This is a genomic window from Streptacidiphilus cavernicola, assembly GCF_042510955.1.
GTDB lineage: Bacteria > Actinomycetota > Actinomycetes > Streptomycetales > Streptomycetaceae > Streptacidiphilus > Streptacidiphilus cavernicola.
In genome coordinates this window covers 132,372-159,234 of the sequence record NZ_JBHFAB010000011.1, presented here as the reverse complement: position 1 = coordinate 159,234, position 26,863 = coordinate 132,372, and the positions used below count along the sequence as shown (strand labels likewise).

Annotated in this window: 25 protein-coding genes; 7 read left to right on the top strand and 18 right to left on the bottom strand. The window is 73.7% G+C overall.

The window, feature by feature from the left end; translation table 11 throughout:
• The first annotated feature begins 73 nt into the window (after window positions 1–73).
• Complete coding sequence (locus tag ACEZDE_RS16885) at window positions 74–1,009, top strand: type IV toxin-antitoxin system AbiEi family antitoxin domain-containing protein (RefSeq protein WP_380537091.1); 936 nt, start codon at window positions 74–76, stop codon at window positions 1,007–1,009.
• Here ACEZDE_RS16885 and ACEZDE_RS16880 read toward each other — a convergent pair.
• Complete coding sequence (locus ACEZDE_RS16880; RefSeq protein WP_380537090.1) at window positions 987–1,403, bottom strand: GNAT family N-acetyltransferase; 417 nt, start codon at window positions 1,401–1,403, stop codon at window positions 987–989. The two genes, ACEZDE_RS16885 and ACEZDE_RS16880, sit on opposite strands and share 23 nt — an antisense overlap.
• A 99-nt stretch (window positions 1,404–1,502) precedes the next feature.
• Between ACEZDE_RS16880 and ACEZDE_RS16875 the strand changes: the two genes are divergently transcribed.
• On the top strand, window positions 1,503–1,838 hold the full coding sequence (locus ACEZDE_RS16875; protein ID WP_380537089.1) for a trypco2 family protein: 336 nt from the start codon (window positions 1,503–1,505) through the stop codon (window positions 1,836–1,838).
• A gap of 4 nt (window positions 1,839–1,842) precedes the next feature.
• On the top strand, window positions 1,843–5,091 hold the full coding sequence (locus ACEZDE_RS16870; RefSeq protein WP_380537088.1) for an NACHT domain-containing protein: 3,249 nt from the start codon (window positions 1,843–1,845) through the stop codon (window positions 5,089–5,091).
• Between the two features lie 94 nt (window positions 5,092–5,185).
• Here ACEZDE_RS16870 and ACEZDE_RS16865 read toward each other — a convergent pair whose 3' ends face one another.
• Window positions 5,186–7,702: an ATP-dependent Clp protease ATP-binding subunit gene (locus ACEZDE_RS16865; protein WP_380537087.1), complete on the bottom strand. Its 2,517-nt coding sequence runs from the start codon at window positions 7,700–7,702 to the stop codon at window positions 5,186–5,188.
• Between the two features lie 430 nt (window positions 7,703–8,132).
• Between ACEZDE_RS16865 and ACEZDE_RS16860 the strand changes: the two genes are divergently transcribed.
• Window positions 8,133–8,540 carry a hypothetical protein gene (locus tag ACEZDE_RS16860; protein WP_380537086.1) on the top strand — a complete coding sequence of 136 codons (408 nt, stop codon included), beginning with the start codon at window positions 8,133–8,135 and terminating at the stop codon, window positions 8,538–8,540.
• Here the strand turns inward: ACEZDE_RS16860 and ACEZDE_RS16855 are convergent.
• The 13 genes from ACEZDE_RS16855 to ACEZDE_RS16795 form a co-directional block, all read right to left on the bottom strand.
• A complete protein-coding gene (locus ACEZDE_RS16855) occupies window positions 8,479–8,826 on the bottom strand; it encodes a histone-like nucleoid-structuring protein Lsr2 (RefSeq protein WP_380537085.1) in 348 nt (115 codons plus the stop codon). The genes ACEZDE_RS16860 and ACEZDE_RS16855 overlap by 62 nt on opposite strands.
• A 113-nt stretch (window positions 8,827–8,939) precedes the next feature.
• The gene (locus ACEZDE_RS16850; protein WP_380537084.1) at window positions 8,940–9,443 is read right to left on the bottom strand and encodes an amino-acid N-acetyltransferase; all 504 of its coding nucleotides are present in this window, start codon (window positions 9,441–9,443) and stop codon (window positions 8,940–8,942) included.
• A 10-nt stretch (window positions 9,444–9,453) separates the two neighbouring features.
• Complete coding sequence (locus ACEZDE_RS16845) at window positions 9,454–9,840, bottom strand: BlaI/MecI/CopY family transcriptional regulator (protein ID WP_380508742.1); 387 nt, start codon at window positions 9,838–9,840, stop codon at window positions 9,454–9,456.
• A 102-nt stretch (window positions 9,841–9,942) separates the two neighbouring features.
• Window positions 9,943–10,119, bottom strand: coding sequence for a hypothetical protein (locus ACEZDE_RS16840; protein WP_380537083.1), 177 nt, complete (start codon window positions 10,117–10,119; stop codon window positions 9,943–9,945).
• 106 nt (window positions 10,120–10,225) lie between these two features.
• A complete protein-coding gene (gene lysX / locus ACEZDE_RS16835) occupies window positions 10,226–11,752 on the bottom strand; it encodes a bifunctional lysylphosphatidylglycerol synthetase/lysine--tRNA ligase LysX (RefSeq protein WP_380537082.1) in 1,527 nt (508 codons plus the stop codon).
• A 113-nt stretch (window positions 11,753–11,865) separates the two neighbouring features.
• Window positions 11,866–12,876: a hypothetical protein gene (locus ACEZDE_RS16830; protein WP_380537081.1), complete on the bottom strand. Its 1,011-nt coding sequence runs from the start codon at window positions 12,874–12,876 to the stop codon at window positions 11,866–11,868.
• 79 nt (window positions 12,877–12,955) lie between these two features.
• A complete protein-coding gene (locus tag ACEZDE_RS16825) occupies window positions 12,956–13,741 on the bottom strand; it encodes a type III pantothenate kinase (protein WP_380537080.1) in 786 nt (261 codons plus the stop codon).
• Between the two features lie 40 nt (window positions 13,742–13,781).
• On the bottom strand, window positions 13,782–14,762 hold the full coding sequence (gene nadC, locus ACEZDE_RS16820; RefSeq protein WP_380537079.1) for a carboxylating nicotinate-nucleotide diphosphorylase: 981 nt from the start codon (window positions 14,760–14,762) through the stop codon (window positions 13,782–13,784).
• Window position 14,763: 1 nt separating this feature from the next.
• Window positions 14,764–16,455 (bottom strand): L-aspartate oxidase, encoded by a 1,692-nt coding sequence (locus ACEZDE_RS16815; RefSeq protein ID WP_380537078.1) that lies wholly within the window; start codon window positions 16,453–16,455, stop codon window positions 14,764–14,766.
• The gene (panD, locus tag ACEZDE_RS16810) at window positions 16,452–16,958 is read right to left on the bottom strand and encodes an aspartate 1-decarboxylase (protein WP_380537077.1); all 507 of its coding nucleotides are present in this window, start codon (window positions 16,956–16,958) and stop codon (window positions 16,452–16,454) included. Before panD ends, ACEZDE_RS16815 begins: the two co-directional genes overlap by 4 nt.
• A 51-nt stretch (window positions 16,959–17,009) precedes the next feature.
• Entirely contained in the window at window positions 17,010–17,861 is an 852-nt protein-coding gene (gene panC / locus ACEZDE_RS16805) for a pantoate--beta-alanine ligase (protein ID WP_380537076.1), read from the bottom strand.
• A complete protein-coding gene (locus ACEZDE_RS16800) occupies window positions 17,858–18,793 on the bottom strand; it encodes a Rossmann-like and DUF2520 domain-containing protein (protein ID WP_380537075.1) in 936 nt (311 codons plus the stop codon). The genes panC and ACEZDE_RS16800 overlap by 4 nt, the downstream gene beginning before the upstream one ends.
• 89 nt (window positions 18,794–18,882) lie before the next feature.
• Window positions 18,883–19,563 (bottom strand): lysophospholipid acyltransferase family protein, encoded by a 681-nt coding sequence (locus ACEZDE_RS16795; protein WP_380537074.1) that lies wholly within the window; start codon window positions 19,561–19,563, stop codon window positions 18,883–18,885.
• Window positions 19,564–19,687: 124 nt separating this feature from the next.
• Here ACEZDE_RS16795 and ACEZDE_RS16790 point away from each other — a divergent pair, with 124 nt between their 5' ends.
• Window positions 19,688–20,803, top strand: coding sequence for a threonine aldolase family protein (locus tag ACEZDE_RS16790; protein ID WP_380537073.1), 1,116 nt, complete (start codon window positions 19,688–19,690; stop codon window positions 20,801–20,803).
• Between the two features lie 59 nt (window positions 20,804–20,862).
• Here ACEZDE_RS16790 and ACEZDE_RS16785 read toward each other — a convergent pair whose 3' ends face one another.
• Both ACEZDE_RS16785 and ACEZDE_RS16780 read right to left on the bottom strand, forming a co-directional pair.
• Window positions 20,863–21,558, bottom strand: coding sequence for a response regulator (locus ACEZDE_RS16785; protein WP_380537072.1), 696 nt, complete (start codon window positions 21,556–21,558; stop codon window positions 20,863–20,865).
• 176 nt (window positions 21,559–21,734) lie between these two features.
• Window positions 21,735–23,042, bottom strand: coding sequence for a sensor histidine kinase (locus ACEZDE_RS16780; protein ID WP_380537071.1), 1,308 nt, complete (start codon window positions 23,040–23,042; stop codon window positions 21,735–21,737).
• A gap of 105 nt (window positions 23,043–23,147) precedes the next feature.
• Between ACEZDE_RS16780 and ACEZDE_RS16775 the strand changes: the two genes are divergently transcribed.
• Together ACEZDE_RS16775 and ACEZDE_RS16770 are read left to right on the top strand one after the other, a co-directional pair.
• Window positions 23,148–24,233 (top strand): SAM-dependent methyltransferase, encoded by a 1,086-nt coding sequence (locus ACEZDE_RS16775; RefSeq protein WP_380537070.1) that lies wholly within the window; start codon window positions 23,148–23,150, stop codon window positions 24,231–24,233.
• Entirely contained in the window at window positions 24,223–25,428 is a 1,206-nt protein-coding gene (locus tag ACEZDE_RS16770) for an NADH-quinone oxidoreductase subunit D (protein ID WP_380537069.1), read from the top strand. The genes ACEZDE_RS16775 and ACEZDE_RS16770 overlap by 11 nt, the downstream gene beginning before the upstream one ends.
• A 38-nt stretch (window positions 25,429–25,466) precedes the next feature.
• Here the strand turns inward: ACEZDE_RS16770 and ACEZDE_RS16765 are convergent, their stop codons facing one another.
• Window positions 25,467–26,852 (bottom strand): hypothetical protein, encoded by a 1,386-nt coding sequence (locus tag ACEZDE_RS16765; RefSeq protein WP_380537068.1) that lies wholly within the window; start codon window positions 26,850–26,852, stop codon window positions 25,467–25,469.
• Window positions 26,853–26,863 lie beyond the last annotated feature (11 nt).

The window sequence follows — 26,863 nt, the reverse complement described above, 5'->3', positions numbered from 1 at the left end:
GTTCATATGAGCGGGTGTCAGTTATCCACAGGCCCGGATCGCGGTGTGCGCACCAGCCCGACATCCTCGGTGCATGACCTCGACCCGAAGCCCGCAGCACGCCCGCACCGCCCTCGCCGCCCTGGCCCGCCGCCAGGGCGGCGTCATCCTCCGCAGGCAGGCCCAGGAGGCCGGCCTCACCCGCGAGCAGGTCCGCACCCTGGTCCAGCGCGGCCGGTGGCAGGCGCTGCACCAGGGCGTCTACCTCACCTCCGGGTTCGACCCGGGCGGTCCGCCGCCGCTGCTGGCCCGGCTCTGGGCCGCGCACCTGCGCTGCGGCCCGACCAGCGTGATCGGCCTCGGCAGCGCCGCCCGGGTGCTCCGGCTGGCCGGGCTGCCACCGGAACTCCCCTATGTGGACCTGCTGATCCCGCGCAGCCGGCACCCCCGGCCGGACCTGCGGCTGCGGCTGCACGTCGCCGCGCTCACCCCGGGCGAGGTGGTCCGGCTGCGCGGCCTGCCGGTCACCAGCCCCGCCCGCACCCTGGCCGACCTGCTGCTCCGGATCCCGGAGGACCAGGCGCTCGGCCTGCTCGACTCCGCGCTGCACCAGGGCGTGCTGACGGACCTCGGCGAGGTCGACCGGGCGGTCCGCTACCGGCCCGGGGCCGACCGCGCCCGGCGGCTGCTGCCGCTCGCCGACGGCCGGGCCGAATCCGCCCTGGAGTCCGCCGCCCGGCTGGACTGCATCCGCGGCGGGGTCCCGCCGGACGACCTGCAGTACCGGCTGCTCGACGCCCGCGGCCGACAGCTGGCCCGCGCCGACCTCTGCTGGCGCCGCGGCCTGCGGCACCCGCTGCTCGGCGACGCCGACGACACCCCGGGACCGCCCCGGGGCCCGCGCCCGCCGCCGGGCGGCTGCTCCCGGCTGCGCTTCAGCTGGGCCGACGCCCAGCAGCCGGGCCGGGTCGCCGCCCGGGTCCGCGCCGCCCTGGAGCAACTGCGGGTCAACCCGGCCGGTTCCAGGTGAGCATCACGCAGTCCTCGTCCAGCTCGGCCCCGGCCGAGCGGTAGGTCGCCAACGCGGCGGTGTTGGCCCGGTCGGTGAGCACCCACATCCCGTAGAGGCCTCGCTCCCAGGCGAGTTCGGCCAGGGCCGCGACCAGCGCCCGTCCGGTGCCCCGGCGCTGGTGCTCCGGGTCGACGGCCAGCTCGTAGAGGAACATCTCGGTTTCCTTGTCGGGGTGGGTCAGCTCCACTCCGCTGACGAAACCCACCGGCCGCCGCTCCTGATAGGCGATCAGCAGATGGTGGTCCGGCGAGGCCAGGAACCGTTCGGCGGCCTCCCGGCGGGCGGGCCCGTCGTACAGGTGCTCGGCGGCGACCAGCTCGGCGACAGTCACGGCTCTGCGGATCTCGGCCATGCCGCACCCCTGTCGTTCCGCGGACGGCGGCCCGCCACCTGTCGTACCTTCGGACCGACTATGCCGCAAGCAGCCGAAACCCAGGGGGAGCGAACCGCTATGTCCGACTTCGAGGAGATCGAACTCTCAGCCGCGGTACGGGCCGTGCGCGATCAGCTGACCCAGGCCGCGATGGAGGGGGCGGGATCGGCGGTGCGGTTCGAAGTGGGGCCGATCCAGATGGAGTTCGCCGTGGAGATCCGGCGCGAGGCCGGGGCCAGCGGCGGGGTCAGGGCCTGGGTGCTCAGCGCCGAGGCCGAGGCCAAGGCCTCCCGCGGCAGCACCCACCGGGTCAGCTTCACCCTCACCCCGAAGGACGCCGCGACCGGCGGCGGCCTGGAGATCGGCGACCGGGCCGACGCCGGCACCACCCGCTTCGGGCGCACGGGGGGCTGATCCGATGCCGGGCCACCCCTCCCCCGACCGGATCGTCGCCGTCTTCGGCCGCAGCCAGGGCAGCGGCTACCTGATCGGCCAGGGACTGGTGCTGACGGCGGCGCACCTCCTCGGCGACGAGCCCCCGGCGCTGGCCGTCCCCGGGCTCGGCAAGCTGGTCAGCCGGGTGATCTGGTCCCGGTACGAGGACGACTGCGACGCCGCGCTGCTGAAGATCTCGCGAGAGCGGACCGAACGGCTGCAGCCACCCGGCTGGCTGCGGTTCGACGACCTGGCCCCGCGGGCCGACACCTTCGCGATCGGCTATCCGCACGTCCAGCGCGACGGCTCGGGCGAACTGGACAGCGAGCAGCTCACCGGCGTCCTCAAGCCCGGCACCGGCCTGCTGACCGGCCGTCAGGTGCTGGACAGCCTGCACAGCCCGCCCGAGCCCCGCACCGACGGCGGCTCGCCCTGGGCCGGGTTCTCCGGGGCCGCCGTGTTCCACCAGGGCCGGATCGCCGGGGTGGTCCGGGCCGACCCGGTCCAGTGGCGGCACGGCCGGGTGGTGCTGACCCCGGCCTCCGCCCTGTTGGACCAGCCCGACTTCCTGCTCACCTGCGCGGCGGCGGGCTACCGGATCGAGGTGGCGACGGCCCCCTCGCTCTACCCCGACGGCTTCGAGGAGAAGCTGCGCGACTACGTGGTGCGGCAGTCCAGTACCCTGCAGATCATCGGCCTGAGCCGGGGCGGCGACGACGCCGAGTCCTGGCCGCTGGACGCCGGCTACCTCAGCCTGGAGCTCCGCGGCAGCTCCCCCGGCGCGGCGGCGGACGGCCTCGCCCCGGTCGCCCAGCGGGCCGAGCAGGCGCTGTCCGGGCAGCGCCGGATCCTGGTCCGCGGCTCCGCCGGATCGGGGAAGACGACGCTGCTGCAGTGGCTGGCCACCGCCGCCGCCCGGCGGGAGCTGCCCGGGTCGCTGGCGGACCTGGCCGACTGCGTCCCGCTGCTGATCCGGCTGCGGGCGGTCGTCCGGCGCGAGGAGCTGCCCTCCCCCGAGGAGTTCCTGGCCCTGGTCGCCAAACCGCTCAGCGGGCACCCCCAGGCGGCCGGCTGGGTCACCGCGCAGATGGCCAAGGGCCGGATCCTGCTGCTGGTGGACGGCGTGGACGAGGTCCCCGAGGCAGACCGGGTGCGCACCCGGCGCTGGCTCACCGAGCTGATGGACGCCTACCCCGACGTCCGCTACGTGGTCACCACCCGTCCCTCCGCCGTGCGCGAGGGCTGGCTGACCGGCGCCGGCTTCACCGAGCTGGAACTGCTGCCGATGAACCGCCGCGACGTCGCCGCGTACATCGCCAAGTGGCACCGGGCCGCCGCGCACGGCCGGCCCGACGACCCGCGCTACGCCCACTGGCAGGAGGCGCTGACCACCGCCGTCGTGGTCAAGCAGGACCTGGGCCGGCTCGCCACCAGCCCGCTGATGTGCAGCCTGGTCTGCGCCCTCAACCGGGACCGCAACGGCTACCTCCCCGAGGGCCGGATGGAGCTGTACGCGGCGGCCCTGGAGATGCTGCTGGTCCGCCGCGACCGCGAGCGCGGGATAGCCAACCCGCAGGGGCTCGACCTCACCGCCGAGCAGCAGATCCAGCTGCTGCAGCGGCTCGCCTACTGGCTGGCCGTCAACGGCCGGGCCGAGATCGGGCACGACCGCGCGGTGCGGATCGTCGACTCCGCCCTCCCGGCCATGCCCGCCATCACCGGCGGCGCCGAACAGGTGCTGCGCCACCTGCTGGTCCGCAGCGGCCTGCTCCGGGCGCCGACCGCCGAGTCGGTCGACTTCGTGCACCGCACCTTCCAGGACTACCTGGCCGCCAAGGCCGCGATCGAGGACGGCAGCCTGGGCGTGCTCACCCGCAACGCCCACGACGACCAGTGGGAGGACGTGCTGCGGATGGCAGTCGGCCACGCCCGCCCGCGCGAGCGCGCCGAACTGCTCCGCGGCCTGCTGGCACAGGCGGAGCAGGACCCGGCGCACCGGACCAGGCTGTGGCTGCTGGCCGCCGCCTCGCTGGAGCACGCCACCGAGCTAGACCCGACGGTCCGTCAGGAGGTCACCACGGCCGCCACCGAACTGGTCCCGCCGCACGACGACGAGAGCGCCAAGGAGCTGGCCACCGCGGGCCCGATCGTGCTGGAACTGCTGCCGGGCCCGGACGGCCTGGACGACGCGACCGCGAGGGCCGTCGTGCTCACCGCGACCACAGTCGCCGGGAGCCGGGCGGTCCCGCTGCTCAGGCAGTACACCCAGCACCCCTCCCTCGGCGTCAGGGACCCGCTCGCCTGGTCCTGGGACCGCTTCGACGCCCAGGAGTACGGCGAGCAGGTGATCGCCGCGCTCCGGCACGGCGACGCCCTGCGCTTCGTCGCGCACTCACGGCCGCACCTGGACTTCCTCGGCGCCCTCGGCGGACGCTCCCGGGTGCAGTGCTCGGGCCCGCTGACCACCGACGACCTGCTGCGACTGACCCCGGGGACGACGGAACTGCGGCTGCACGAGAACCCGCACCAGCTCGACCTGGGAGCAGTGCTGCAGCACTCCGCGCCCGCCGAGCTGTGGATCAGCAACTGCACCGGGGAGAGCAGCCTGGCCCCGCTCGCCGAGAGCCGGGTGGAGCAGCTCTACCTGCACTGGAACCCGCGGCTCCAGCACCCGGAGGCGCTCGCCGACGCCCCCGCGCTGCGTACTTTCGCGGCGGCTGCCACCCCCGAGTCGGCGCTGCCGGGACTGCGCCTGCCGGCCGGGCTGCGGGAGCTGCACATCAGCCAGTTCGAGGCGTCCCGGCCGAGGCTGGTGGAGCTGCTGGGCACGGTCACCGCGCTGGAGTTCCTCTCCTTCGACGCCCAGCGGCTGCCGGTGGTCTGGCGCGGCCCGCTGGCCGGCCTGGCCTCGCTGCGCACGGTCAGGACCATCCACGAGCACCTGGACGACCTACGCCACCAACAGCCGCTCCCCCAGGTCAGCGAGCTGCACCTGCTGCTGCCTGACGGGCTCGGGGCGCTGCGCGAGGTGGCGCGGGCCTATCCGGGCATCCGCACCCTGCGGATCGAGGCCCCGGGCCTGGACGGCATCGAGGCGCAGGTGCGCGCGCAGCTGGGCGGGCTGACCGGCTGCGCGGTCGAGATCCACCGGCACAGCGGGCCGGTGGTCCCCAACATCTTCGGCATCGGCAAGAGCTTCGTGCCCACCGTGACCGGCTTCTCCCTCGACTGAGCCGAACCCACGCGACTGAGCCGGCCCACGCGGAAGGGCCCGGTCCCCTCGCGGGGAACCGGGCCCTTCCGATCGCACGCTCCTGCCGTCAGCCCTAGCCCTTGGTCAGGTCCGGGCCGGAGGCCGCGACCGGCGGGGTGTCCGCCACCGCGACCTTGTCGGCGCCGGTGAAGGTGAACTTCGCCGACTTGCCCTCGCCCTCGACATCCACCACGACGATGTGGCCGCTGCGCAGCTCACCGAAGAGGATCTTCTCCGACAGCACGTCCTCGACCTCGCGCTGGATCGTCCGACGCAGCGGACGGGCGCCCAGGATCGGGTCGTAGCCGCGCTTGGCCAGCAGCGACTTGGCCGCCGCGGTGAGCTCCAGGCCCATGTCGCGGTCCTTGAGCCGGTCGTCCACCTTCGCCGCCATGAGGTCGACGATCTGGAGGATGTCCTCCTCGGGCAGCTGGTGGAACACCACGATGTCGTCGACGCGGTTGAGGAACTCGGGGCGGAAGTGCTGCTTGAGCTCCTCGCCGACCTTGGTCTTCATCCGCTCGTACCCGCTCGCCAGGTCGCCCTGGGCGGAGAAGCCCAGGTTGAAGCCCTTGGAGATGTCCCGGGTGCCGAGGTTGGTGGTCATGATGATGACCGTGTTCTTGAAGTCGACCACCCGGCCCTGGCTGTCGGTCAGCCGACCGTCCTCCAGGATCTGCAGCAGCGAGTTGAAGATGTCCGGGTGGGCCTTCTCGACCTCGTCGAAGAGGACGACCGAGAACGGCTTGCGGCGGACCTTCTCGGTCAGCTGGCCGCCCTCCTCGTACCCGACGTAGCCGGGAGGCGAGCCGAACAGCCGGGAGACCGTGTGCTTCTCGCTGAACTCGGACATGTCGAGCTGGATCAGCGCGTCCTCGTCGCCGAACAGGAACTCGGCCAGCGTCTTGGACAGCTCGGTCTTACCGACGCCGGACGGGCCGGCGAAGATGAACGAGCCGCCGGGGCGCTTCGGGTCCTTGAGGCCCGCACGGGTGCGCCGGATGGCCTGGGAGAGCGCCCGGATGGCGTCCTTCTGGCCGATGACGCGCTTGTGCAGCTCGTCCTCCATGCGCAGCAGGCGGGAGGACTCCTCCTCGGTGAGCTTGAACACCGGGATGCCCGTGGCGGTGGCCAGGACCTCGGCGATCAGCTCCTCGTCCACCTCGGCGACGACGTCCATGTCGCCGGCCTTCCACTCCTTCTCCCGCTTGGCCTTGGCCGTGAGGAGCTGCTTCTCCTTGTCGCGGAGGGAGGCGGCGACCTCGAAGTCCTGTGCGTCGATCGCGGACTCCTTGTCCCGGCGGACCTCGGCGATCTTCTCGTCGAACTCGCGCAGGTCCGGCGGCGCGGTCATCCGGCGGATGCGCATCCGCGAACCGGCCTCGTCGATGAGGTCGATCGCCTTGTCCGGCAGGAACCGGTCCGAGATGTAGCGGTCGGCCAGGGTCGCGGCGGCGACGAGGGCGGCGTCGGTGATCGACACCCGGTGGTGCGCCTCGTAGCGGTCGCGCAGGCCCTTGAGGATCTCGATGGTGTGCTTGAGCGAGGGCTCGGCGACCTGGATCGGCTGGAAGCGGCGCTCCAGCGCGGCGTCCTTCTCCAGGTGCTTGCGGTACTCGTCCAGCGTGGTGGCGCCGATGGTCTGCAGCTCGCCCCGGGCCAGCATCGGCTTGAGGATCGAGGCAGCGTCGATCGCGCCCTCGGCGGCGCCCGCACCCACCAGGGTGTGGATCTCGTCGATGAACAGGATGATGTCGCCGCGGGTGCGGATCTCCTTGAGCACCTTCTTCAGGCGCTCCTCGAAGTCACCGCGGTAGCGGGAACCGGCGACCAGGGCGCCCAGGTCGAGGGTGTAGAGCTGCTTGTCCTTGATCGTCTCGGGCACCTCGCCCTTGACGATCGCCTGGGCCAGGCCCTCGACCACGGCGGTCTTGCCGACGCCGGGCTCGCCGATCAGCACCGGATTGTTCTTGGTGCGGCGGGACAGCACCTGCATGACCCGCTCGATCTCCTTCTCGCGCCCGATCACCGGGTCGAGCTTGGCCTCGCGCGCCGCCTGGGTCAGGTTGCGCCCGAACTGGTCCAGGACCAGGGAGGTCGAAGGGGTGCCCTCGGTCGGGCCGCCGGCCGTGGCCGACTCCTTGCCGCCGGACGAGTAGCCGGAGAGCAGCTGGATGACCTGCTGCCGGACCCGGTTGAGGTCGGCGCCGAGCTTCACCAGGACCTGGGCGGCGACGCCCTCGCCCTCGCGAATGAGGCCGAGCAGGATGTGCTCGGTCCCGATGTAGTTGTGGCCGAGCTGGAGGGCCTCGCGGAGCGACAGCTCCAGGACCTTCTTCGCCCGAGGAGTGAAGGGGATGTGGCCGGACGGGGCCTGCTGCCCCTGTCCGATGATCTCCTCAACCTGCTGGCGGACCGCCTCAAGAGAAATCCCGAGGCTCTCCAGGGCCTTAGCGGCGACACCCTCACCCTCGTGGATCAAGCCCAGGAGGATGTGCTCGGTGCCGATGTAGTTGTGGTTGAGCATCCGGGCTTCTTCCTGAGCCAGGACGACAACCCGCCGCGCGCGGTCGGTGAACCTCTCGAACATCGTTAATCGCTCCTCAGAGCGGTCGGGCAGTGAGGGGTCGGTCCCCTCCCAGTCCTTCCGCATGCTAGTCCCGGAGGCCGGAACAGCTCACTTCAACCGCCGACACCCCACCGCCCCGCTTTGCTCGCGGCGGTAGACAATGACTCCAACCGAATGCTGCGGGATGGTGTTCCCGCAGGCCAGGCAGATCCACTCGGAAACGCTACGCCGATGGCGAACGCATGCCGCGACACGCCGCGAAGCGGCCCGTGCGGCGCTCCCCACCACTGGATTCCTACCCTGGATCGCAGACGTTCCATACCGGGTCGGGACCACGCGTGTGTTCGCCCACCGAGAAGTCGGCCGGGCCGAGCGGGCCGGACCGGCGGCCCCGGGCACCCGTTCGCGCCCGGTGCGTAACCGGGCCGCCCGGACGTCCGTTGGATGCGGTGTGACCACCCGTCAGCTCGACCTGGTCGACACCCCGCTGGCCCCCGGGCTCGCGGCGCTGGAGCGGATGCGCCGCCGGAGCCGGCCCACCGGCCCCTTCGCGGTGCGCGGGGACCGGCTGCTGGTACTGCTGCCGCCCGGCTCGGCGGCCGACGTGCCGGTGCTGCTGCACTGGCTGGGCTGGGGACACCTGGAAGGGGTCCTGGTGCCCCGTCAGCGGGCCGCGGAGCCGTGGATGGCCCCGCAGCGGGGCGGGGAGCCGGACCAGGACGCCCTGCGGGCCGAGGAGCTGCCCCGGCTGCTGGACACCTTCGCCGACGCCTGCGCCCGCGCCCTGCTGGAGACCGTCAGCCGTTCGCCTTCTCGTACTGCTCACGGACCGTGCTCGGCACCCGGCCGCGGTCGTTGACGTCGAGGCCGTTCTCCTTGGCCCACGCACGGACCTTCGCGGTGTCCGGGTTTCCGCCGACCGGGCGCGGGGCCCGTCCGGTCCGGCTGCGGCCGGCGCCGCCACTGCGACCGCTCTGCTTGCGGCCCTTCTCGGTGTACGGAGCGAGCAGCTCACGGAGCTTCCCCGCATTCGTGTGGGTGAGGTCGATCTCGTAAGCAACCCCGTCAAGGGCGAACGTCACCGTCTCGTCCGCCTCGCCGCCCTCGAGATCGTCGACAAGAAGGACCTGGACCTTCTGAGCCACGGGCTTCCCTTTCCTCAAAAGCTTGGATTACTTGAGGGAAAGGAAACCCTCTTTCCGCCGAAAATTCAAACCCTTCGACGGAACAGGGCCCCGGGAGCGACCGCGAGCGCCGTTCACAGGTGCAAGAGCATCCGGGTGTTGCCCAAGGTGTTGGGCTTCACACGTTCCAGATCGAGGAACTCGGCAACGCCTTCGTCGTAGCTGCGCAGCAGCTCCTGGTACACGTCGGAGTCCACCGCGGTCGACGCGATCTCGACGAAGCCGTGTTTGGCGAAGAAGTCCACTTCGAACGTCAGGCAGAAAATACGCCGGACGCCGATCCAGCGGGCGGTCTCCGTCAACTTCTCCAGAAGGCGGTGCCCGATGCCGGTTCCGCGGCAGGACGGATCCACCGCCAGAGTGCGGACCTCGGCGAGATCCTCCCACATGATGTGGAGCGCGCCGCACGCCACCACCTCGGCGTTGTCGTCCCGCTCGGCGACCCAGAACTCCTGCACGGATTCGAACAGGGTGACCGTCGGCTTGTTCAGGAGGATCCGTTCGCGGGCATAGCCGTCCACGAGCCGCCGAACCGCCGGTACATCGCTGGTCCGCGCACGGCGGATGGTGACCTCCATGCAGAGGACGCTATCGTGCCGGGGTGTCCGGTTGCACCGGGATTGCCGCCACCCGCAATGCGTCCCGGAGCGCCTCCTGTTGTTCCGGGGACATCATGCCGAAGAAGTGCACCAGCGCCGCCGCGGGGTTGTCGCTCGTCGCCCACGCGTCGTTCATCAGCGCGGCGGTATAGGCCTCGCGCGAGGAGACCGGCTCGTATCGAAAGGCGCGGCCGTCCTGTTCCCTGCGGAGCCAGCCCTTCTGGAACAGCTTGTCCATCACGGTCATCACCGTGGTGTACGCCAGCTCGCGTTCCCTGAGCAGATCCTCCAGCACCTCGCGAACGGTGACCGGGCGGTTCCACTGCCAAACCCGGGTCATGACCTCGTTCTCGAGTTCGCCGAGTTGCCGCACCATCGCGGTTCTCCTCCCGTTGCGGCCGGCGGAAACCACTGCGGTCACCTGACAGTGCAAATACCACCTTTGCCGGACGAACACCGGGCGCCGCGCCCGACCGGGCTACTCCGAAGCGGCGCGGGGGGCCGGGGCGGGGGCGCCGGCCCGGATCAGCGCCTCGGAGGCGGCGTCCTCCCTGGCGCTGTTGGCCCCGCCCTGGTTGCGGAACAGCGCGCGGATCATGAACGCGAAGGCGATCGCCATCACGGCGGGGGGCGTGAGCGCTGCGAGGTACTGCATGGTTCAGGACCGCCTCAACTGGAATCCGGGTATCCGTCCGGACAAAAGGCTAACCCCGGTCCCTGTGCGTTCCAGGGGCCGGGGTCGGCGCAGCAGCGCGGGACTCTTACGAAGCGTCCGGCCGTACCAGCGGGAAGAGCACCGTCTCGCGGATGTTCTTGCCGGTCAGCAGCATGATCAGCCGGTCCACGCCCATGCCCATCCCGCCGGTCGGCGGCATCGCGTACTCCAGCGCGCGCAGGAAGTCCTCGTCCACCTGCATCGCCTCGACGTCGCCGCCGGCCGCGAGCAACGACTGCGCGGTGAGCCGGGACCGCTGCTCGACCGGGTCGACCAGCTCGGAGTAGGCGGTGGCCAGCTCGGTGCCGAAGATCACCAGGTCCCACTTCTCGGCCACGCCGGGCTCGCTGCGGTGCTCCCGGGTCAGCGGGGAGACCTCGGTCGGGTAGTCCCGGATGAAGGTCGGCCGGATCGCGTTGTGCTCCAGCACCCGCTCGACCATCTCCAGCACGAGCTGGCCGTGGCCCCACTTCTGCTCGTAGGGGATGCCGTGCTCGTCGGCGAGCTTGCGCAGCTCGTCCACCGTGCTGTCCGGGGTGACCTCCACGCCGAGCCGGGCGCTGATCCCCGGGTAGACGCTGACCTGGCCCCAGGGCTCGGCGAGGTCGATCTCCACCTCCTCGCCGTGCTGGTCCAGGCCGCGGACCCGGGTGTGGCCGTTGGCGGCCAGGGCCGCGTTGACGATCAGCTCGCGGGTCAGCTCGGCCTGGGTGTCGTAGTCGCCGTAGGCCTCGTAGGACTCGATCGCGGTGAACTCCGGGTTGTGGGTCGCGTCGGCGCCCTCGTTGCGGAAGTTCCGGTTGATCTCGAAGACCTTCTCCGCGCCGCCGACCATCAGCTTCTTCAGGTACAGCTCGGTGGCGATGCGCAGGTAGAGGTCCATGTCGTAGGCGTTGATGTGGGTCCTGAACGGACGCGCGTTCGCCCCGCCGTGGATCGGCTGCAGCATCGGGGTCTCGACCTCCAGGAAGCCGCGGTCCTCGAAGGTCCGGCGCAGCGAGCGCAGCACCCGGCTGCGCAGGTGCATCATCTCCCGGGCCTCGGAGTTCACGATCAGGTCGACGTAGCGCTGGCGGACCCGGGCCTCCGGGTCGGTCAGGCCCTTGTGCTTGTCCGGCAGCGGGCGCAGGCACTTGGCGGTCAGCTCCCAGCGGTCGACCATGACCGACAGCTCGCCGCGCTTGGAGGTGATCACCTCGCCCTCGACGCCGACGTGGTCGCCCAGGTCGATGTCGGTCTTCCAGGCCGCGAGCCGCTCCTCGCCGAGCCGGTCCAGGGAGAGCATCACCTGGAGGTCGTCGGTGCCGTCGCGCAGGGTGGCGAAGCAGAGCTTGCCGCCGGTGCGGCTGAGCACCACGCGCCCGGCCACCCCGGCCCGCTCGCCGGTCGCGGTGTCCGCGGCCAGGCCCTGGTGGGCGGCCCGGAGGGCGGCGTTGGTGGTGGTCCGCGGGAAGCCGACCGGGTACGGGTCGACGCCGGCGGCGCGGAGCCGCTCCAGCTTCTCGCGGCGCACCCGCATCTGCTCGGGGAGGTCGTCAGTCGCGGGCACGGGGGCGGGGGTCTGATCAGTCACGGTCCCAGGGTATCCAGCGCGGGCGGTCCTCCCCCAACCGAGATCCGCGACCCGGCTGCCCACCCCCGGCCCTCTCGGCCGCGCCGTCGGGCGCGGCCGGGGCCGGCGGGGGATCAGCCGGTGCCGGTGGCGAGTTCCTGGTCGTCGCCGTGGCCGCGGCGGACGCCCCGGGGGAAGAGGTCGCCGGGGGTCGGGATCGGCCGGGCGGCGGCGCCGCCCTTGCCGGCCGCCGCGCGGGGCGGCGCGGGCCGCTCGGCCGGGGCGCGGTCGGCGGCGGCCCGGTCGCGGCCCTGCCCGGCCGTCTCCGGGGCTTCCGGGTCACGGTCGGCGGCGTCCTGGTCGTCGGGACGGGGAGCGGAGTCGTACGAGTCCATGGTGGGTCCTCCGGGTCGGATCGGAAACGGACGTGACTGCTCCCGCAGGCGCTGCGGACGGGCCGGGCGGGCGAACTCGGCGACGTTCCCGGCCCGCAGTCCGGCCACCCGGACGTCGGCCACCCGGCCGTCCGGCACCCGGTCGAAGCCGCGGTCCTGGCGCGGCGGGAGGGCGGGCCGCGCCGCCGGGCCGGGCAGCGGCGGCAGCGCGGGCCGCACGGCGGCGGGCGGCGGGAGGGCCGGCTTGGGGACCGGGGGCGCCGGGAGCCGCCGGACCGAGGTCTCGGCCAGCTGCCCGCAGCGCGACCGCAGCTCCAGCCGGCGGGTCCGCTCGGCGGGGGCGCAGGGCAGCGCGGTGAGGGCGCGCAGCGCGGACAGATCGTCGGCCTCGGGCACGTAGCCGTCCGCGACGGCGTCCCGCAGCCGTTCCAGGTACCCGCCGGCGCTGCCGGGCAGGGCCTGGCGGTAGCGGGCGAGGTCGGCCAGCGCGAAGGCGCGCATCCGGCCGGCCTCGTCGACCGTCTCGTCGATGGACTCGGCGAGCCGGAGCGCCTCCTGGACGTCCTCGGCCCAGGCGCCGCGCCCGGCGGGCCGGGCGGGCAGCAGGTCGGAGCGGGCGGCGGTCGGTTGGGGGGCAAGGGCGAGGGCCTGGTTCGGCGGGTGCAGGACCTGGGCGAGGGCACGCCGCAGCACCCGCAGCTCGTCCGCACTGAAGGCCATACCGCCGCGAGACCCGTGGGGGGTAGGCATGGAGCGACGGTATGCCGATAACCGCCTATTTGTGATTATCGACGCGCGGTGCCGCTCCAATGGCGCAGCCGGCCGGACCTCAGCCCGCCGTGTTGCGCTCGTACACCAAGCGCAGGCCGATCAGCGTCAGCCACGGCTCATGGACGTCGATCGAGCTCGCCTCGCCCAGTACCAGGGGGGCCAGCCCGCCGGTGGCGATGACGTGGACGTCGTCCGGGTCGGTGGCCAGCTCCGCCGCCATCCGGTTGACCAGGCCGTCCACCTGCCCGGCGAAGCCGTAGAGGATGCCGGACTGCATGCACTCCACGGTGTTCTTGCCGATCACGTTGCGCGGCCGGATGATTTCGATCTTGCGCAGCTGCGCGCCGCGCAGGCCGAGCGCCTCCACCGAGATCTCGATGCCGGGCGCGATCGCCCCGCCGACGTAGTCGCCGCGCTCGTTGACCGCGTCGAAGGTGGTGGCCGTGCCGAAGTCCACCACGATGCAGGGGCCGCCGTAGAGGTGCTTGGCGGCCAGGGTGTTGACGATCCGGTCGGCGCCGACCTCCTTGGGGTTGTCGGTGAGCACGTGCACCCCGGTCTTCACCCCCGGCTCCACCAGGATCGCCGGGACGTCGCCGTAGTAGCGCCGGGTCACCTCGCGCAGTTCGTGCAGCACCGAGGGGACGGTGGAGCAGATCGCCAGGCCGTCCACGGTGTCCTCGCCGAGGGCGGGGTGCGCGCCCATCAGCCCCTGCATCAGCACGGCTGTCTCGTCGGCGGTCCGGCGCGGGTCGGTGGACACCCGCCAGTGCTCCACGATCTCCTCGCCGTCGAACAGGCCGAGGACGGTGTGGGTGTTGCCGACGTCGATCGTGAGCAGCATGGAGACAGCCGTTCCTAACGGATGAGAGTGAGTCGGTGGACTATCCGCGCAGGTCGAGGCCGATGTCAAGGATGGGCGAGGAGTGGGTCAGCGCCCCCACCGAGAGGTAGTCCACCCCGGTCTCGGCGACCGCGCGGGCATTGGCCAGGACCAGCCCGCCGGAGGCCTCAAGGAAGGCCCGCTTGGCGACCAGGGCGACCGCCTCGCGCAGTTCCGGGACGGTGAAGTTGTCCAGCAGGATCAGGTCCGCGCCCGCGTCCAGCACCGGCTGGATCTGGTCGATCCGGTCCACCTCGACCTCGACCGCCAGCTCCGGGTAGGCGGCGCGGACGGCCTTGAACGCCTCGGCCACGCCCCCGGCCGCGATCACGTGGTTGTCCTTGACCAGGGCCGCGTCGGAGAGCCCCATCCGGTGGTTGGCGCCGCCGCCGCAGCGGACCGCGTACTTCTGCAGCGCGCGCAGGCCGGGGGTGGTCTTGCGGGTGTCGCGGACCGCCGCGCCGGTGCCCTCCAGGGCGTCGGCCCAGGCCCGGGTGGCGGTGGCGATGCCGGAGAGGTGGCAGAGCAGGTTGAGCGCGCTGCGCTCGGCGGTGAGCAGGTCGCGGGTCCGGGTGGTGACGCTGAGCAGCACCTGCCCGGCCTCGACCCGGTCGCCGTCCTCGACCGGCCGCTCGACGCTGAACGCCTCCTCGGCGACCAGCGACAGCACCGCCTCGGCCACCCGCAGCCCGGCCACCACGCCGGCCTCGCGGGCGGTGAAGTCGGCGGTGGCGACCGCGGCCTCGGGGACGGTGGCGACCGAGGTCACGTCCTCGCCGCCGGCCAGGTCCTCGGCCAGGGCCAGGGTGGCGATGTCCTCGACCTCGACCGGGTCCAGCCCGGCCTGCTCCAGCAGCTCGGCGAGCTGCGGGTCGAGGCCGGTGACGTACTCCTCGCCGCAGGCGCAGCCGTCGCCGCAGCCGCCGTCGCCCTCGGCGAGCAGCGGGAGTTCGTCGTGGGTGTGGACGTCGTGCGCGCTCATCTCAGTGCTCCTGGGGAAGGGTGGTCAGGACGCCGTCGTGCTGACGGCTGATCAGGTGTGTGTTCCAGCGGACGTCGTCGCGGTCCGGGAAGTCCTCGCGCCAGTGGCAGCCGCGGGTCTCCTCGCGGAGCAGGGCGGCGGCGGCCAGGGCGGTGGCGACCAGGTGCAGATTGGTCGCCTCCCAGGTCTCCACCTGCGGCGACTCGCCCTTGCCGGTGCTGTTCAGCCGGCCGGTGCCGGGGTGGTCCGCGGCCAGCGCGGCCAGGCCCCCGACCGCCTCGGCCATGCTCGCGGCGCTGCGCAGCACGCCGACGCCCCGGGACATCAGCCGCTGGATGTCAGCGCGGGCCTCGGAGGCCAGCAGCGGGACCCGCCGCACCTCGCGGTCAGGGGTGCTGGGCGACGGGTGGGGTTCGTGACGAGGGGTCAGTTTGCCCGCGGCGTCCCGGTCCAGGATGTCGGCGGCGATCCGCTCGGCGAAGACCAGGCCCTCCAGCAGCGAGTTGGAGGCCAGCCGGTTGGCGCCGTGCACCCCGGTGCAGGCGACCTCGCCGCAGGCGTAGAGGCCGGAGACGCTGGTGTGGCCGTGCTGGTCGGTGCGCACCCCGCCGGAGGCGTAGTGGGCCGCCGGGGCGACCGGGATCGGCTCGGTGACCGGGTCGATCCCGTGCGAGCGGCAGGAGGCCAGGATGGTCGGGAAGCGCTCCTCCCACATCGCCGCGCCGAAGTGCCGCCCGTCCAGGTACATGTGCTCGGCGCCGGTCTCGGCCATCCGGCGCATGATGCCCTTGGCGACGATGTCGCGCGGGGCCAGCTCGGCCAGCTCGTGCCGGCCGACCATGAACCGGACCCCGTCCGCGTCCACCAGGTGGGCGCCCTCGCCGCGGACCGCCTCGGAGATCAGCGGCTGCTGGCCCTCGGCGTCCGGGCCGAGCCAGAGCACGGTCGGGTGGAACTGGACGAACTCCAGGTCGGTGACCTCGGCCCCGGCCCGCAGCGCCAGTGCGACGCCGTCGCCGGTGGAGACCGGCGGGTTGGTGGTGGCCGAGAAGACCTGGCCCATGCCGCCGGTGGCCAGCACCACGGCGCGTGCGTGCACCGCGCCGACGCCGTCGCGCTGGCCCTCGCCCATCACGTGCAGGGTCAGCCCGGCGGTCCGGCCCTCGGCGTCGGTGAGCAGGTCCAGCACCAGCGCGTGCTCGATCAGCTCGACGCCGTCGTCCGCCCTGATCGCCTCGACCAGGGCCCGGGAGATCTCCGCGCCGGTGGCGTCGCCGCCCGCGTGCGCGATCCGGCGGCGGTGGTGGCCGCCCTCGCGGGTCAGCAGGATCTCGCCCTCGGCGTCCTGGTCGAAGGCCGCGCCGGTGGCGATCAGCCGCCGCACCGCGGCCGGGCCCTCGGTGACCAGGATCCGCACCGCCTCCTCGTCGCACAGCCCGGCCCCGGCCACCAGGGTGTCGGCGAGGTGCTGCTCGGGGGTGTCGCCCTCGCCCAGCGCCGCGGCGATGCCGCCCTGGGCCCAGCGGGTGGAGCCGTCGTCCAGCATCGCCTTGGTGACCACCAGCACCTTCAGCCCGGCCGCGCGCAGCCGCAGCGCGGTGGTCAGCCCGGCCACGCCGGAGCCGACCACCACCACGTCGGTGGCGGCGGTCCAGCCGGGGGCCGGGGCGGTGAGTCGCGTCACTCGGGTCATGCTTCGCTCCGTGCGTGTGTGGGCGCGGTGCTGTGGGCCACGCCGTCGGGGTCACCGTACGCCTGCCCGGGGATCGCACGGGAATCCGAACGCCCGGAGACCAGGCCGCTGCCCGCCCCGCCGCCGGACGGCGCGTACCCGGCGTCGCCGCCGAGGTGGGTGACCCGGTTGTCGCCGTCCACGAAGACCACCTTGGGCACGTAGGCGCGGGCCTCGGCATCGGTCAGCTGGGCGTAGGCGATCAGGATCACCAGGTCACCGGGGTGGACCAGGCGAGCGGCGGCGCCGTTGATGCCGATGATGCCGGTGCCGCGCTCCCCCGCGATGGTGTAGGTCTCCAGCCGGTTGCCGTTGTCGATGTCGACGATGTGGACCAGCTCGCCGGGGAGCAGGTCGGCGGCGTCCAGCAGGTCCTGATCGACCGTCACCGAGCCGACGTAGTGCAGGTCGGCCTGGGTGACGGTGGCTCGGTGGATCTTGGACTTCAGCATGGTGCGGAACATGGTCACGTCTCCTTGGGTGAGTACATGCCGGTGGTGCGGTCGGTGGCCGTGCTACGGGAAGAACACCTTCACGTTGTCGATCAGGCGGGTGGAGCCGACCTTCGCGGCGATGGCGAGCAGCGCCTCGCCGCGGAAGTCCTCCCGGTCGACCTCGGTGAAGTCGGACGGGTCGATCAGGCCGAGGTAGTCCACGGCCAGTCCGGTCTGCCGGTCCAGCTCCGCCGCGGCGGCGGCCCGCACCGCCGCGGGACCGGCTTTGCGGGCCTCCCACCCCGCGGTCAGGGTCCGGTGCAGCCCCAACGCGTGCTCCCGGTCCTGCTCCGAGAGATACCGGTTGCGGCTGGAGAGCGCCAGACCGTCCGGCTCGCGGACCGTCGGCACGCCCACGATCTCGACCGGGAAGTTCAGGTCCCGCACCATCCGCCGGACCAGCGCCAGCTGCTGGCCGTCCTTCTCGCCGAAGAACGCCGCCTCCGGCGCGGTCAGGTGCAGCAGTTTGGCGACCACGGTCAGCATCCCGTCGAAGTGGCCGGGCCGGGCCGCGCCCTCGTAGCCCGCCCCCATCGGCCCGGCCGCCAGCCGCAGCTGCGGCGCGCCGCCGGGGTAGACCTCCTCCACCGAGGGGGCGAACACCACGTCGGCGCCGGCCGCCCCGGCCAGGGCCAGGTCGGCGTCCAGGGTGCGCGGGTAGCGGTCCAGGTCCTCGCCCGCGCCGAACTGGAGCGGGTTGACGAACACCGTCACCACCACCGCGCCGTCCGGGCCGACCCGCTTGCGGGCCGCCCGGATCAGCGCGGCGTGGCCCTCGTGCAGCGCGCCCATGGTCATCACCACGGCCCGCTGCGCCGCGGGCGCCGCCGCGCGCAGTTCCTTCGCCGTGTGCACCAGCGCCGTGCCGGTCATCCGTGCTCCCCCTCCGCGAGGACGTCCAGCAGCGCTTCCGCCGCCTCTGCCTTGAGCATGCCGTTGGCCAGCGCCCGGTCGGCGGTGGCCCTGGCCATCGCCCGGTAGCTGTCCAGCAGCTGCGGCGAGGTCCGCCGCAGCTGCTGGACGTGCTTCCGGACGGTCCCGGCGTCGCCGCGGGCGACCGGCCCGGTCAGCGCGGCGTCGCCGCTGCGCAGCGCGTTGTCCAGGGCCGCGCCGAGCAGCGGGCCGAGCATCCGCCCCGGTTCGGCCACGCCCGCGTCGGTGAGGATCTCCATCGCCTGGGCGACCAGGGTGACCAGGTGGTTCGAACCGTGGGCCAGGGCGGTGTGGTAGAGCGGGCGCATCTCCTCGGGCACCCACTCGGGCTCGCCGCCCATCTCCACCACCAGCGCCTCGGCGACCGGCCGCAGCTCCTCCGGCGAGGTCACCCCGAACGGGCAGCTGGACAGCCGGGCGACGTCCACCGACGTCCCGGTGAAGGTCATCGCCGGGTGCAGCGCCAGCGGCAGCGCGCCGACCCGGGTCGCGGGCTCCAGCACCGCCACCCCGTGCGCGCCGGAGGTGTGCGCCAGCAGCTGTCCCGGACGGACCGCGCCGGTCGCGGCCAGACCGGCCACCAGCTCCGGCAGCACATCGTCGGGGACGGTCAGCAGTACCAGGTCGGAGGCCGCCATCACCTGCGGCGGGGTCACCAGCCGCACGCCGGGCAGCAGGTTCTCCGCGCGGCGGCGGGAGGCCGCGGACACGCCGGACGCGGCCACCACCCGGTGGCCCGCCAGTTGCAGCGCGGCGCCGAGGGCGGGTCCGACCCGCCCGGTGCCGACCACGCCGACGGCGAGCCGGGCCGGCCGGTTGCCGGGGTCGCCGGGATCTCCAAGCTCGGGCAGACCGAGGTCGTCCGCGCTCACACTCACCGCACCTTCTTCCGTTCCAGTCCTCACGGGTACCGGACGTACCGCCTCATCCTACGGCGGGGGGCGGCGCGGGCCGACGCCGGTCACGCCGCCTCGGTGTCGTCCTTCGGGCCCTCGTTGTAGACCGAGGCGCGCTCCTGGCCGGACAGGGCGGCGATGGCGTCCATGATCTCGTCGGTCACCGCGCGGCGGACCGGGCCGACCGGGCGCAGCTCGCGGCGGTCGTCGAAGTCCAGCGGCTCGCCGAAGCGGACCGTCACCCGGCGGACCCGGGGCAGCCGCTTGCCGACCGGCTGGATCTTCTCGGTGCCCTCCAGTGCCACCGGCACCACCGGGGCCCCGGACTCCAGCGCCAGCCAGGCCACGCCGGTGCGCCCGCGGTACAGCCGCCCGTCCAGCGAGCGCTTGCCCTCCGGGTAGATGCCGAAGGCCATGCCCTCGTTCAGCACCCCCAGCGAGGCGTCCAGCGAGGCCTGCGCGGCCCGGTGGGTGCCGCGCTCGACCGGGACGGCGCTGATCGCGGTGAAGAAGGACTTGCTGATCCGACCCTTGAGGCCGCCCATGGTCCAGTACTCGGACTTGGCCAGGAAGGCCACCGGACGCGGCGCCACCAGCGGGATCACCATGCTGTCGATGAACGAGAGGTGGTTGCTGGCGAGGATCACCGGACCGCGCCTGGGCACGTTCTCGCGTCCCTCGATCACCGGCCGGTAGACCACACGCGCGAGCGGGATCAGCAGCGACCTGAGGACTAGAGCGAACAACGGACCCTCCGGGGGCGTTCTGCGGATGTCAGCGCGCCGGGCACGCCGCCCGGCGCTCTGAGGGTAGCGGGGGCGGGCACCCGGGGTCGGAAACGGTCGCGGTCCGGTGCGCGATGATCGTCGCATGGCAGATGAGATGAAGGACCCGGCCCAGCGCCGGTTCGAGGCCCTGCGCGGCGCCCGCCGGCTGCTCTCAGGCCAGCGCCCGCAGACGCTGCGGGAGGGGCTGGCCGGGCTCGCCGAGGCGCCGTACCCGCTGGACTCGCGTCCCGACGTCTACGGCGACGGCGTGGTCGAGGAACTGGAGCGGAAGGTCGCCGGGCTGCTGGGGAAGGAGGCCGCGGCCTTCTTCCCGACCGGGACGATGGCGCAGCAGGCGGCGCTGCGCTGCTGGGCCGAGCTGACCGGCGACCGGACCGTGGCGATGCATCCGCTGGCGCACCCCGAGGTGCATGAGCGCTTCGCCTACGCCCAGCTCAGCGGGCTGCGCAGCGTCTGGCCGACGTCCGCGCGGCGGATCGCCACGGCGGACGAGGTCGCGGACTTCGCCGAGCCCTTCGGCACGCTGATGCTGGAGCTGCCGCTGCGCGACGCCGGCTTCGTCCTGCCCAGCTGGGAGGAGCTGGTCGCGGTGGTCGGCGCGGCCCGGGAGCGGGACGCGGTGGTGCACGTCGACGGGGCCCGGCTGTGGGAGACGGCGCCGCACTTCGGCCGCCCGCTCACCGAGATCGCCGACCTGGCGGACTCGGTCTACGTCTCGTTCTACAAGACCCTGGGCGGGATCAGCGGCGCGGCGGTGGCCGGGCCCGAGGGGTTCGTCGCGCAGGCGAAGACCTGGCGGCACCGCTACGGCGGGCAGCTCTACCAGCAGTGGCCGGCCGCGCTGGCCGCGCTGGCCGGGATCGACCGGGAGCTGCCCCGGCTCGACGCGTACACCGCCCACGCCAAGGTGGTCGCGGCGGCGCTGGCCGAGGCGCTGGCCGGGGTCCCCGGCGCCCGGGTGTTCCCCGAGCCGCCGCACACCCACCAGTTCCAGCTGTGGCTGCCGTTCGCCGCGGACGACCTGACCGAGGCCGGGCTGCGGCTGGCCGAGGAGGACGGCACCGCGCTGTTCGGCTGGTGGGCCGAACCGGGCCTGCCCGGCCTCTCCTGCACCGAGGTCACGGTCGCCGGCCCGGCCCTGGAGTGGACCGCGGCGGACGTGCGCGAGGCGGTGGGGCGGCTGCTGGCCCGGCTCTGACCCGCGCGCCCGGTCCGGCCTGCCTCGTGACCCGGCCTGCGTCCCGGCCCGGCCTGCCGCTAGAGCACGCCGCCGGCCCGGACCAGGCCGGTCTCGTAGGCGAGGACCACGGCCTGGACCCGGTCGCGCAGCTGCAGCTTGGTCAGGATCCGGCCGACGTGGGTCTTCACCGTCGCCTCGGACAGGGTCAGCCGCAGCGCGATCTCGCCGTTGGACATCCCCTGGGCGATCAGCAGCAGCACCTCCCGCTCGCGGTCGGTGAGCCGGGCCAGCTCCGGGGTGTCGGCCACCGGCACCGAGCTGGGCAGCACCGAGGCGAAGCGGTCGATCATGCGGCGGGTGGTGGTCGGGGCGACCACCGCGTCGCCGCCGCGGACCGAGCGGATCGCGGCGACCAGCTCGGCCGGCGGGACGTCCTTGAGCAGGAAGCCGCTGGCGCCCGCCTTGAGCGCGGCGAAGGCGTACTCGTCCAGGTCGAAGGTGGTGAGGATGAGCACCCGGGGTCCGCTCGGCGTGCCCTCGTGGTCCTGGACCTGGCTCTCGCAGATCCGCCGGGTGGCCTCGACGCCGTCCATCCGCGGCATCCGGACGTCCATCAGGATCACGTCGACCTCGGTGCCGGCCAGCACCTCCAGCGCCTGGAGGCCGTCCCCGGCCTCGGCCACCACCTCGATGTCCTGCTGCGACTGGAGCACCATCCGGAAGCCGGTGCGCAGCAGTTCCTGGTCGTCGACGAGCATCACGCGGATCGGCATGGCGGGGGGATTCCTTCGCGGAGCGGGGGCGGGGGTGGGGTGGATGGAACGGTCGGGGTGGCGGGCGGCGCGGGTAGCGGCGGCACGAGCAGGTTGCGCGGGCAGACGGGTCAGGCAACGAAGCGGTGCGGGAGCGAAGCGGGGCGGGCGGTGCAGGGCGGGCGAAGCGGCTGGGGTCAGGGGGTGGCTGGGCTGGGGGTCTCGGTCGGGGCTGGGGCGGCGTCGGGGGTGTTCGATGCGGTTCCGGGCGCAGTTGCCCTGGCGGCCCCCGGCGCAGCCGGCCTGCGGGACGGGGTGAGCGGCAGCACCGCGCTGATCCGGAAGCCGCCGCCCGGACGCGGGCCCGCGTCCAGCGTGCCGCCGACCATGCCGACCCGCTCGCGCATCCCGATCAGCCCGTGCCCGAAGCCGTCCTCGCCGCCGTCCCGGGCGAGCTCCGCGCTGGCGCCGCGGCCGTTGTCCTCGATCAGCATGTCGAGCCCGCGCTCGTCGAAGCGGATCCGCACCGTCGCGCTGGTCTGCGGACCCCCGTGCTTGCGGGCGTTGGTCAGCGCCTCCTGGACGATCCGATAGGCCGTCAGCTCGACGCCCCGCGGCAGCTCCCGCGGCTCGCCGTCGATCCGGAAGGCCACCGGCAGCCCCGCCGTGCGGACCTGCTCCAGCAGGTCCGGCAGCTGCTCGACCCCGGGCTGCGGCACGTACTCGCCCGCGCTGTCGGCCGAGCGCAGCAGTCCGAGCAGCCGCCGCATCTCCTCCAGCGCCTGCCGGCCGGTGCTGGCGATGGTGGCCAGCGCCTGCTTGGCCTGGTCCGGCGAGCCGTCCATGACGTAGGAGGCGCCGTCCGCCTGAACGATCATCACCGAGACGTTGTGGGCCACCACGTCGTGCAGCTCCCGGGCGATCCGGGCCCGCTCCGCGGCGACCGCGATCTGCGACTGGGCGTCGCGCTCCCGCTCCAGCCGGGCCGCCCGGTCCTCCAGCTCGACGTAGTAGGCCCGGCGGATCCGGGTGAACCGGCCGAGCACCCAGCACAGCACCAGCGGGGTGGACAGCAGCAGCCCGAAGAAGATCCTGGTCCAGGTCGAGGTGTGGCTGGACTCGTCCGGGCCGCTGAACCGGAACCAGGTCAGCGGCCCTCCGGCGAAGGCCGCCAGCAGGGTCAGCCGGGAGGTCCAGACGTCGGCGAAGGCGGCCCCGGTGTAGGCCAGGACCAGCAGCGCGATGTCCGCGCTGTTGGGATTCCAGCGCAGGGCCAGCTGGATCAGGCCGACCAGGATGCCGGCCAGGACGGCGGCGTCCGGCCAGCGCCGCCGGAAGGTCACCGCCGTGCAGAGCACCAGTGCGACCGGGACCACCGACAGCCGGAAACCGCCGTGCACCGTGTCGCTCAGCACTTCGAGCCCGGACAGCAGGAACAGCAGGGCGGCCCACGCGGCGTCGACCACGGTGGGGTGCCTGCGGAACCAGCTGTAGATGTACTGCACGGTTACCAGCCTAAGGAGCCGGAACGGCCGCAGGGTCACCCGCCGGGCTGAACCCGTCGTCCTCCGCAGGTCGGAGAAGGATTCCCGGCTCGCTAGGGTGCACGGATGGACCACGAGAGCAGCCCCGGTTGGCCCGGTTGGCGGCAGGCGACCGAGCGGGCGCTGTACCGGGACGGCGGCTTCTTCGTCCGCGGGCCCGGTCCGGCCGGGCACTTCAGGACCTCGGTGCACGCCTCCGGGCTGTTCGCCGGAGCCGTGCTGGCGCTGCTGCGCGAGGTGGACGCGGCCCTGGGCGGGCCGTCCGAGCTGGTGCTCACCGACGTCGGGGCGGGGCGCGGTGAGCTGCTGCTCGCGCTGGCCGCGCAGGCCCGCGAGCAGGCCCCGGAGCTGGCGCGCAGGCTGGTGCTGCGCGCGGTGGAGCGGGCGCCCCGGCCGGAGCGGCTGCCGCGGTGGGTGCACTGGGCCGACCGGGTCGCCCCGGCCGCGCACGGGGTCGTCTTCGCCAACGAGTGGCTGGACAACGTGCCGGTCGAGATTGCCGAGGTGGACGCCGAGGGCGTGCCCCGGCGGGTCCTGGTCCACCCGGAGACCGGCCAGGAGCGCCTCGGCGAGCCGGTGGCCGGGGCGGACGCGGACTGGCTGGCCCGCTGGTGGCCGCTGGACCCGGCGCACGCCGAACCGGGCTTCCGGGCCGAGATCGGCCGTCCGCGCGACACCGCCTGGGCCGCGGCGGTGGGCTCGCTCGGCCTCGGCGTCGCGGTCGCGGTGGACTACGCGCACCGGGCCGGGGCCCGGCCGCCGTTCGGCAGCCTGGCGTCGTTCCGGGACGGCCGCGAGGTCCGCCCGGTCCCGGACGGCAGCCGCGACCTGACCTCGCACGTCGCCCTGGACTCCTGCCTGGACGCCGCCGCGCGGGCGCACCCGTCGGTCGTCCACAGTCTGTGGACGACGCAGCGCGAGGCGCTCCGGCTGCTCGGTGTGGACGGCGCGCGCCCCCCGCTCGCGCTGGCGTCGAGCGATCCGGCCGGATACCTGCGCGCCCTCGCCGCCGCCGGGGAGGCCGCCGAGCTGACCGCGGCGGCCGGTCTCGGCGGGTTCGGCTGGGGCGTCCAGTCCGTGGGGATGCCGCTGCCCCCGCGCTGGTACGCCCTCGACGGCGCTGATGGCACACTCTTGCCCCATGACGAGTAGCACGGGGACGAGCGGCGCCGGGACGAACGGCACCGGCGGCGTCCGGGAGACCACGGTCGGGATCGGCGCCGGCGCGGCCACCGAGCTGGGCACCGCGGACATGGTGCTGAACATCGGCCCGCAGCACCCCTCGACGCACGGCGTGCTGCGGCTGAAGCTGCGGCTGGACGGCGAGCTGATCACCGCGGCCGAGCCGGTCGTCGGCTATATGCACCGCGGCGCGGAGAAGCTGTTCGAGGCCCGCGACTACCGGCAGATCGTCATGCTGGCGAACCGTCACGACTGGCTGTCCGCCTTCGCCAACGAGCTGGGCGTGGTGCTCGGGGTCGAACGGATGCTCGGCATGGAGGTGCCGGAGCGGGCCACCTGGACCCGCACCCTGCTGGCCGAGCTGAACCGGGTGCTGAACCACCTGATGTTCCTCGGCTCGTACCCGCTGGAACTGGGCGGGATCACCCCGGTCTTCCACGCCTTCCGCGAGCGCGAGCAGTTGCAGGCGGTGATGGAGGAGGCCTCGGGCGGCCGGATGCACTACATGTTCAACCGGGTCGGCGGCCTCAAGGAGGACCTCCCGGCCGGCTGGTACCGGCGGGTCCGCGCGGCGGTCGCCGCGGTCCGGGGCCGGATGGGCGTCTTCGACGACCTGGTCCTCGGCAACGACATCTTCCGGGCCCGCACCCGGGGGGTGGGCGTGCTCTCCGCCGCGTCGGTGCACGCCTACGGGGTGAGCGGGCCGGTCGCCCGCGCCTCCGGCGTCGACTTCGACCTGCGCCGGGACGAGCCGTACCTCGCGTACGGCGAACTGGGCGACGTGCTGCGGGTGGTGACCCGGCAGGAGGGCGACTGCCTGGCCCGGTTCGAATGCCTGCTGGACCAGGTGCACAACGCTCTGGCGCTGGCCGACGCCTGCCTCGACCGGCTGGACGCGGCGGCGCCAGGACCGATCAACCTGCGGCTGCCCAAGGTGCTGAAGGCCCCGGAGGGGCACACCTACACCTGGACCGAGAACCCGCTCGGGGTCAACGGCTACTACCTGGTCTCCCGCGGCGACAAGACGCCGTGGCGGCTGAAGTTGCGGTCGGCCTCGTTCAACAACATCCAGGCGTTGGGCGAGCTGCTGCCGGGGACCCTGGTCGCCGACATGGTGGCGATCCTGGGCTCGATGTTCTTCGTCGTCGGCGACATCGACAAGTAGCCGCCGGCACGCGCCGGCAGGTGCGGTCGGACGGCGGGTCAGATCGCGCGGAGCGCCCGGACGTCGATCGGCTCGGTCTCGTCGTCAGCGGTGAGGTCCACCAGGCCGGCCGTGCCGGGGCCGGCCCCGTCCGCTGACGCCGCGTCGGTGCGGCCGTGGACCGGGTCGGGGAGGGCGCCGACGGCGGCTTCCGTCGCGACCGGGTCGCCCGCGTAGAGCTGCTGCGCGGCGGCGGCCTCGTCCCCGACGACGTCGGCGAGGTCGCCGAGGCCGCGGGAGATCGCGGCCTCCTGGCGGCTGAAGAAGTTGAAGGTGCCGCCGCTGCCGGCCTCCTTGCGGAGCAGGTCCCGCGACTGGCGCGCCGGGCGCACCAACGCGGTCGGCAGCACGGCCGAGGCCGGCCGCATGGGCGGAAGCGCCGCCCGCGCCCACGCCGGAGCCGCCGCCCCCGCGGGGGCGGCCCGACCGGAGGTCGGCACCTGCGGCACGGCCCCTGCCGGGGCGGACAGGGCCGTTGCCCCGGACCGCGCACCGGACGCGGTGGAACCGGAAGGCGCGGCGCCCCCAGCCACAGGCCCGCCCTGCGGAGCCGCCGCGGCGGACGCGCCCTGCGGCGCGGACCCGGCAGCTGCGGACACCATCACGCCCTGCACAGCCGTCCCGCCAGCAGAACCCGTCACGCCCTGGGCGGCCGTCCCGGCGGACGCAGACGCCGTCGCGCCCTGCGGGGCTGTCGCCGCGGTGGCTTCTGCCGGGGCGGGGTGCTGCCGGGCGGCGGCCAGGGCGTCGAGTGCTGACGGCAGCGGAGCTGCCAGCCCCGGCACGGCCGGGACCCCGGTCCCGCCCCCCTGCTCGCCCGCGTACACCGCTGCCCCCGGCTCCCGCTGCTCCCCTGTGGACGCCGCGGTCCCCTGCTCCTGTCGCTCGCCTGCGTACACTGCGGTCCCCTGTGGGGCCTGGGCGGCGGCGATGCGTTGGGCCTGGCCCACCGCCGCCCGCCGCTCCAGGCCGCGGAGCGCCGCCGCGGCCTTGAGGTAGGCGGTCGGGGACGGTCGGGTGCCGCGGACCGCGGCCTCCCGGCGGCGGGCCTCCTCCGCCTCCCGCGCCGCGGCCTCGGCCGCGATCCGGGCGCGGTCCCGCAGCAGCCGGGCGTTCTCCGACTCGGTCCTGGTGATCTGCGCCCGCTGCGCCAGCAGCCTCCGCTCCAGCCGCTTGACCTGCTCCTCGGCCGCCTCCGCCTGGGCCTCCAGCTCCGCGGCGCGGTCCTCGAACCGGGCCTCGTCGCGGCCCCTGGCCGCGATCTCGGCTTCCAGCTCGGCCTCTCCCGCGTGCTCGCGCAGCCGCAGCAGCACCGCCCCGGCGAACGCGCCGACCGACGCCGCCACGACCAGGGTCCGCAGGACCACCGGATCGGTGGTGAACACTGCGGATACGA

Coding starts and splice junctions, on each gene's coding strand:
- ACEZDE_RS16885 (WP_380537091.1), top strand. CDS start 74: ATGACCTCGACCCGAAGCCCGCAGCACGCCCGCACCGCCCTCGCCGCC.
- ACEZDE_RS16880 (WP_380537090.1), bottom strand. CDS start 1,403: ATGGCCGAGATCCGCAGAGCCGTGACTGTCGCCGAGCTGGTCGCCGCC.
- ACEZDE_RS16875 (WP_380537089.1), top strand. CDS start 1,503: ATGTCCGACTTCGAGGAGATCGAACTCTCAGCCGCGGTACGGGCCGTG.
- ACEZDE_RS16870 (WP_380537088.1), top strand. CDS start 1,843: ATGCCGGGCCACCCCTCCCCCGACCGGATCGTCGCCGTCTTCGGCCGC.
- ACEZDE_RS16865 (WP_380537087.1), bottom strand. CDS start 7,702: ATGTTCGAGAGGTTCACCGACCGCGCGCGGCGGGTTGTCGTCCTGGCT.
- ACEZDE_RS16850 (WP_380537084.1), bottom strand. CDS start 9,443: ATGGAGGTCACCATCCGCCGTGCGCGGACCAGCGATGTACCGGCGGTT.
- ACEZDE_RS16845 (WP_380508742.1), bottom strand. CDS start 9,840: ATGGTGCGGCAACTCGGCGAACTCGAGAACGAGGTCATGACCCGGGTT.
- ACEZDE_RS16840 (WP_380537083.1), bottom strand. CDS start 10,119: ATGCAGTACCTCGCAGCGCTCACGCCCCCCGCCGTGATGGCGATCGCC.
- ACEZDE_RS16830 (WP_380537081.1), bottom strand. CDS start 12,876: ATGCCTACCCCCCACGGGTCTCGCGGCGGTATGGCCTTCAGTGCGGAC.
- ACEZDE_RS16825 (WP_380537080.1), bottom strand. CDS start 13,741: ATGCTGCTCACGATCGACGTCGGCAACACCCACACCGTCCTCGGCCTG.
- nadC (WP_380537079.1), bottom strand. CDS start 14,762: ATGAGCGCGCACGACGTCCACACCCACGACGAACTCCCGCTGCTCGCC.
- ACEZDE_RS16815 (WP_380537078.1), bottom strand. CDS start 16,455: ATGACCCGAGTGACGCGACTCACCGCCCCGGCCCCCGGCTGGACCGCC.
- panD (WP_380537077.1), bottom strand. CDS start 16,958: ATGTTCCGCACCATGCTGAAGTCCAAGATCCACCGAGCCACCGTCACC.
- panC (WP_380537076.1), bottom strand. CDS start 17,861: ATGACCGGCACGGCGCTGGTGCACACGGCGAAGGAACTGCGCGCGGCG.
- ACEZDE_RS16790 (WP_380537073.1), top strand. CDS start 19,688: ATGGCAGATGAGATGAAGGACCCGGCCCAGCGCCGGTTCGAGGCCCTG.
- ACEZDE_RS16785 (WP_380537072.1), bottom strand. CDS start 21,558: ATGCCGATCCGCGTGATGCTCGTCGACGACCAGGAACTGCTGCGCACC.
- ACEZDE_RS16775 (WP_380537070.1), top strand. CDS start 23,148: ATGGACCACGAGAGCAGCCCCGGTTGGCCCGGTTGGCGGCAGGCGACC.
- ACEZDE_RS16770 (WP_380537069.1), top strand. CDS start 24,223: ATGACGAGTAGCACGGGGACGAGCGGCGCCGGGACGAACGGCACCGGC.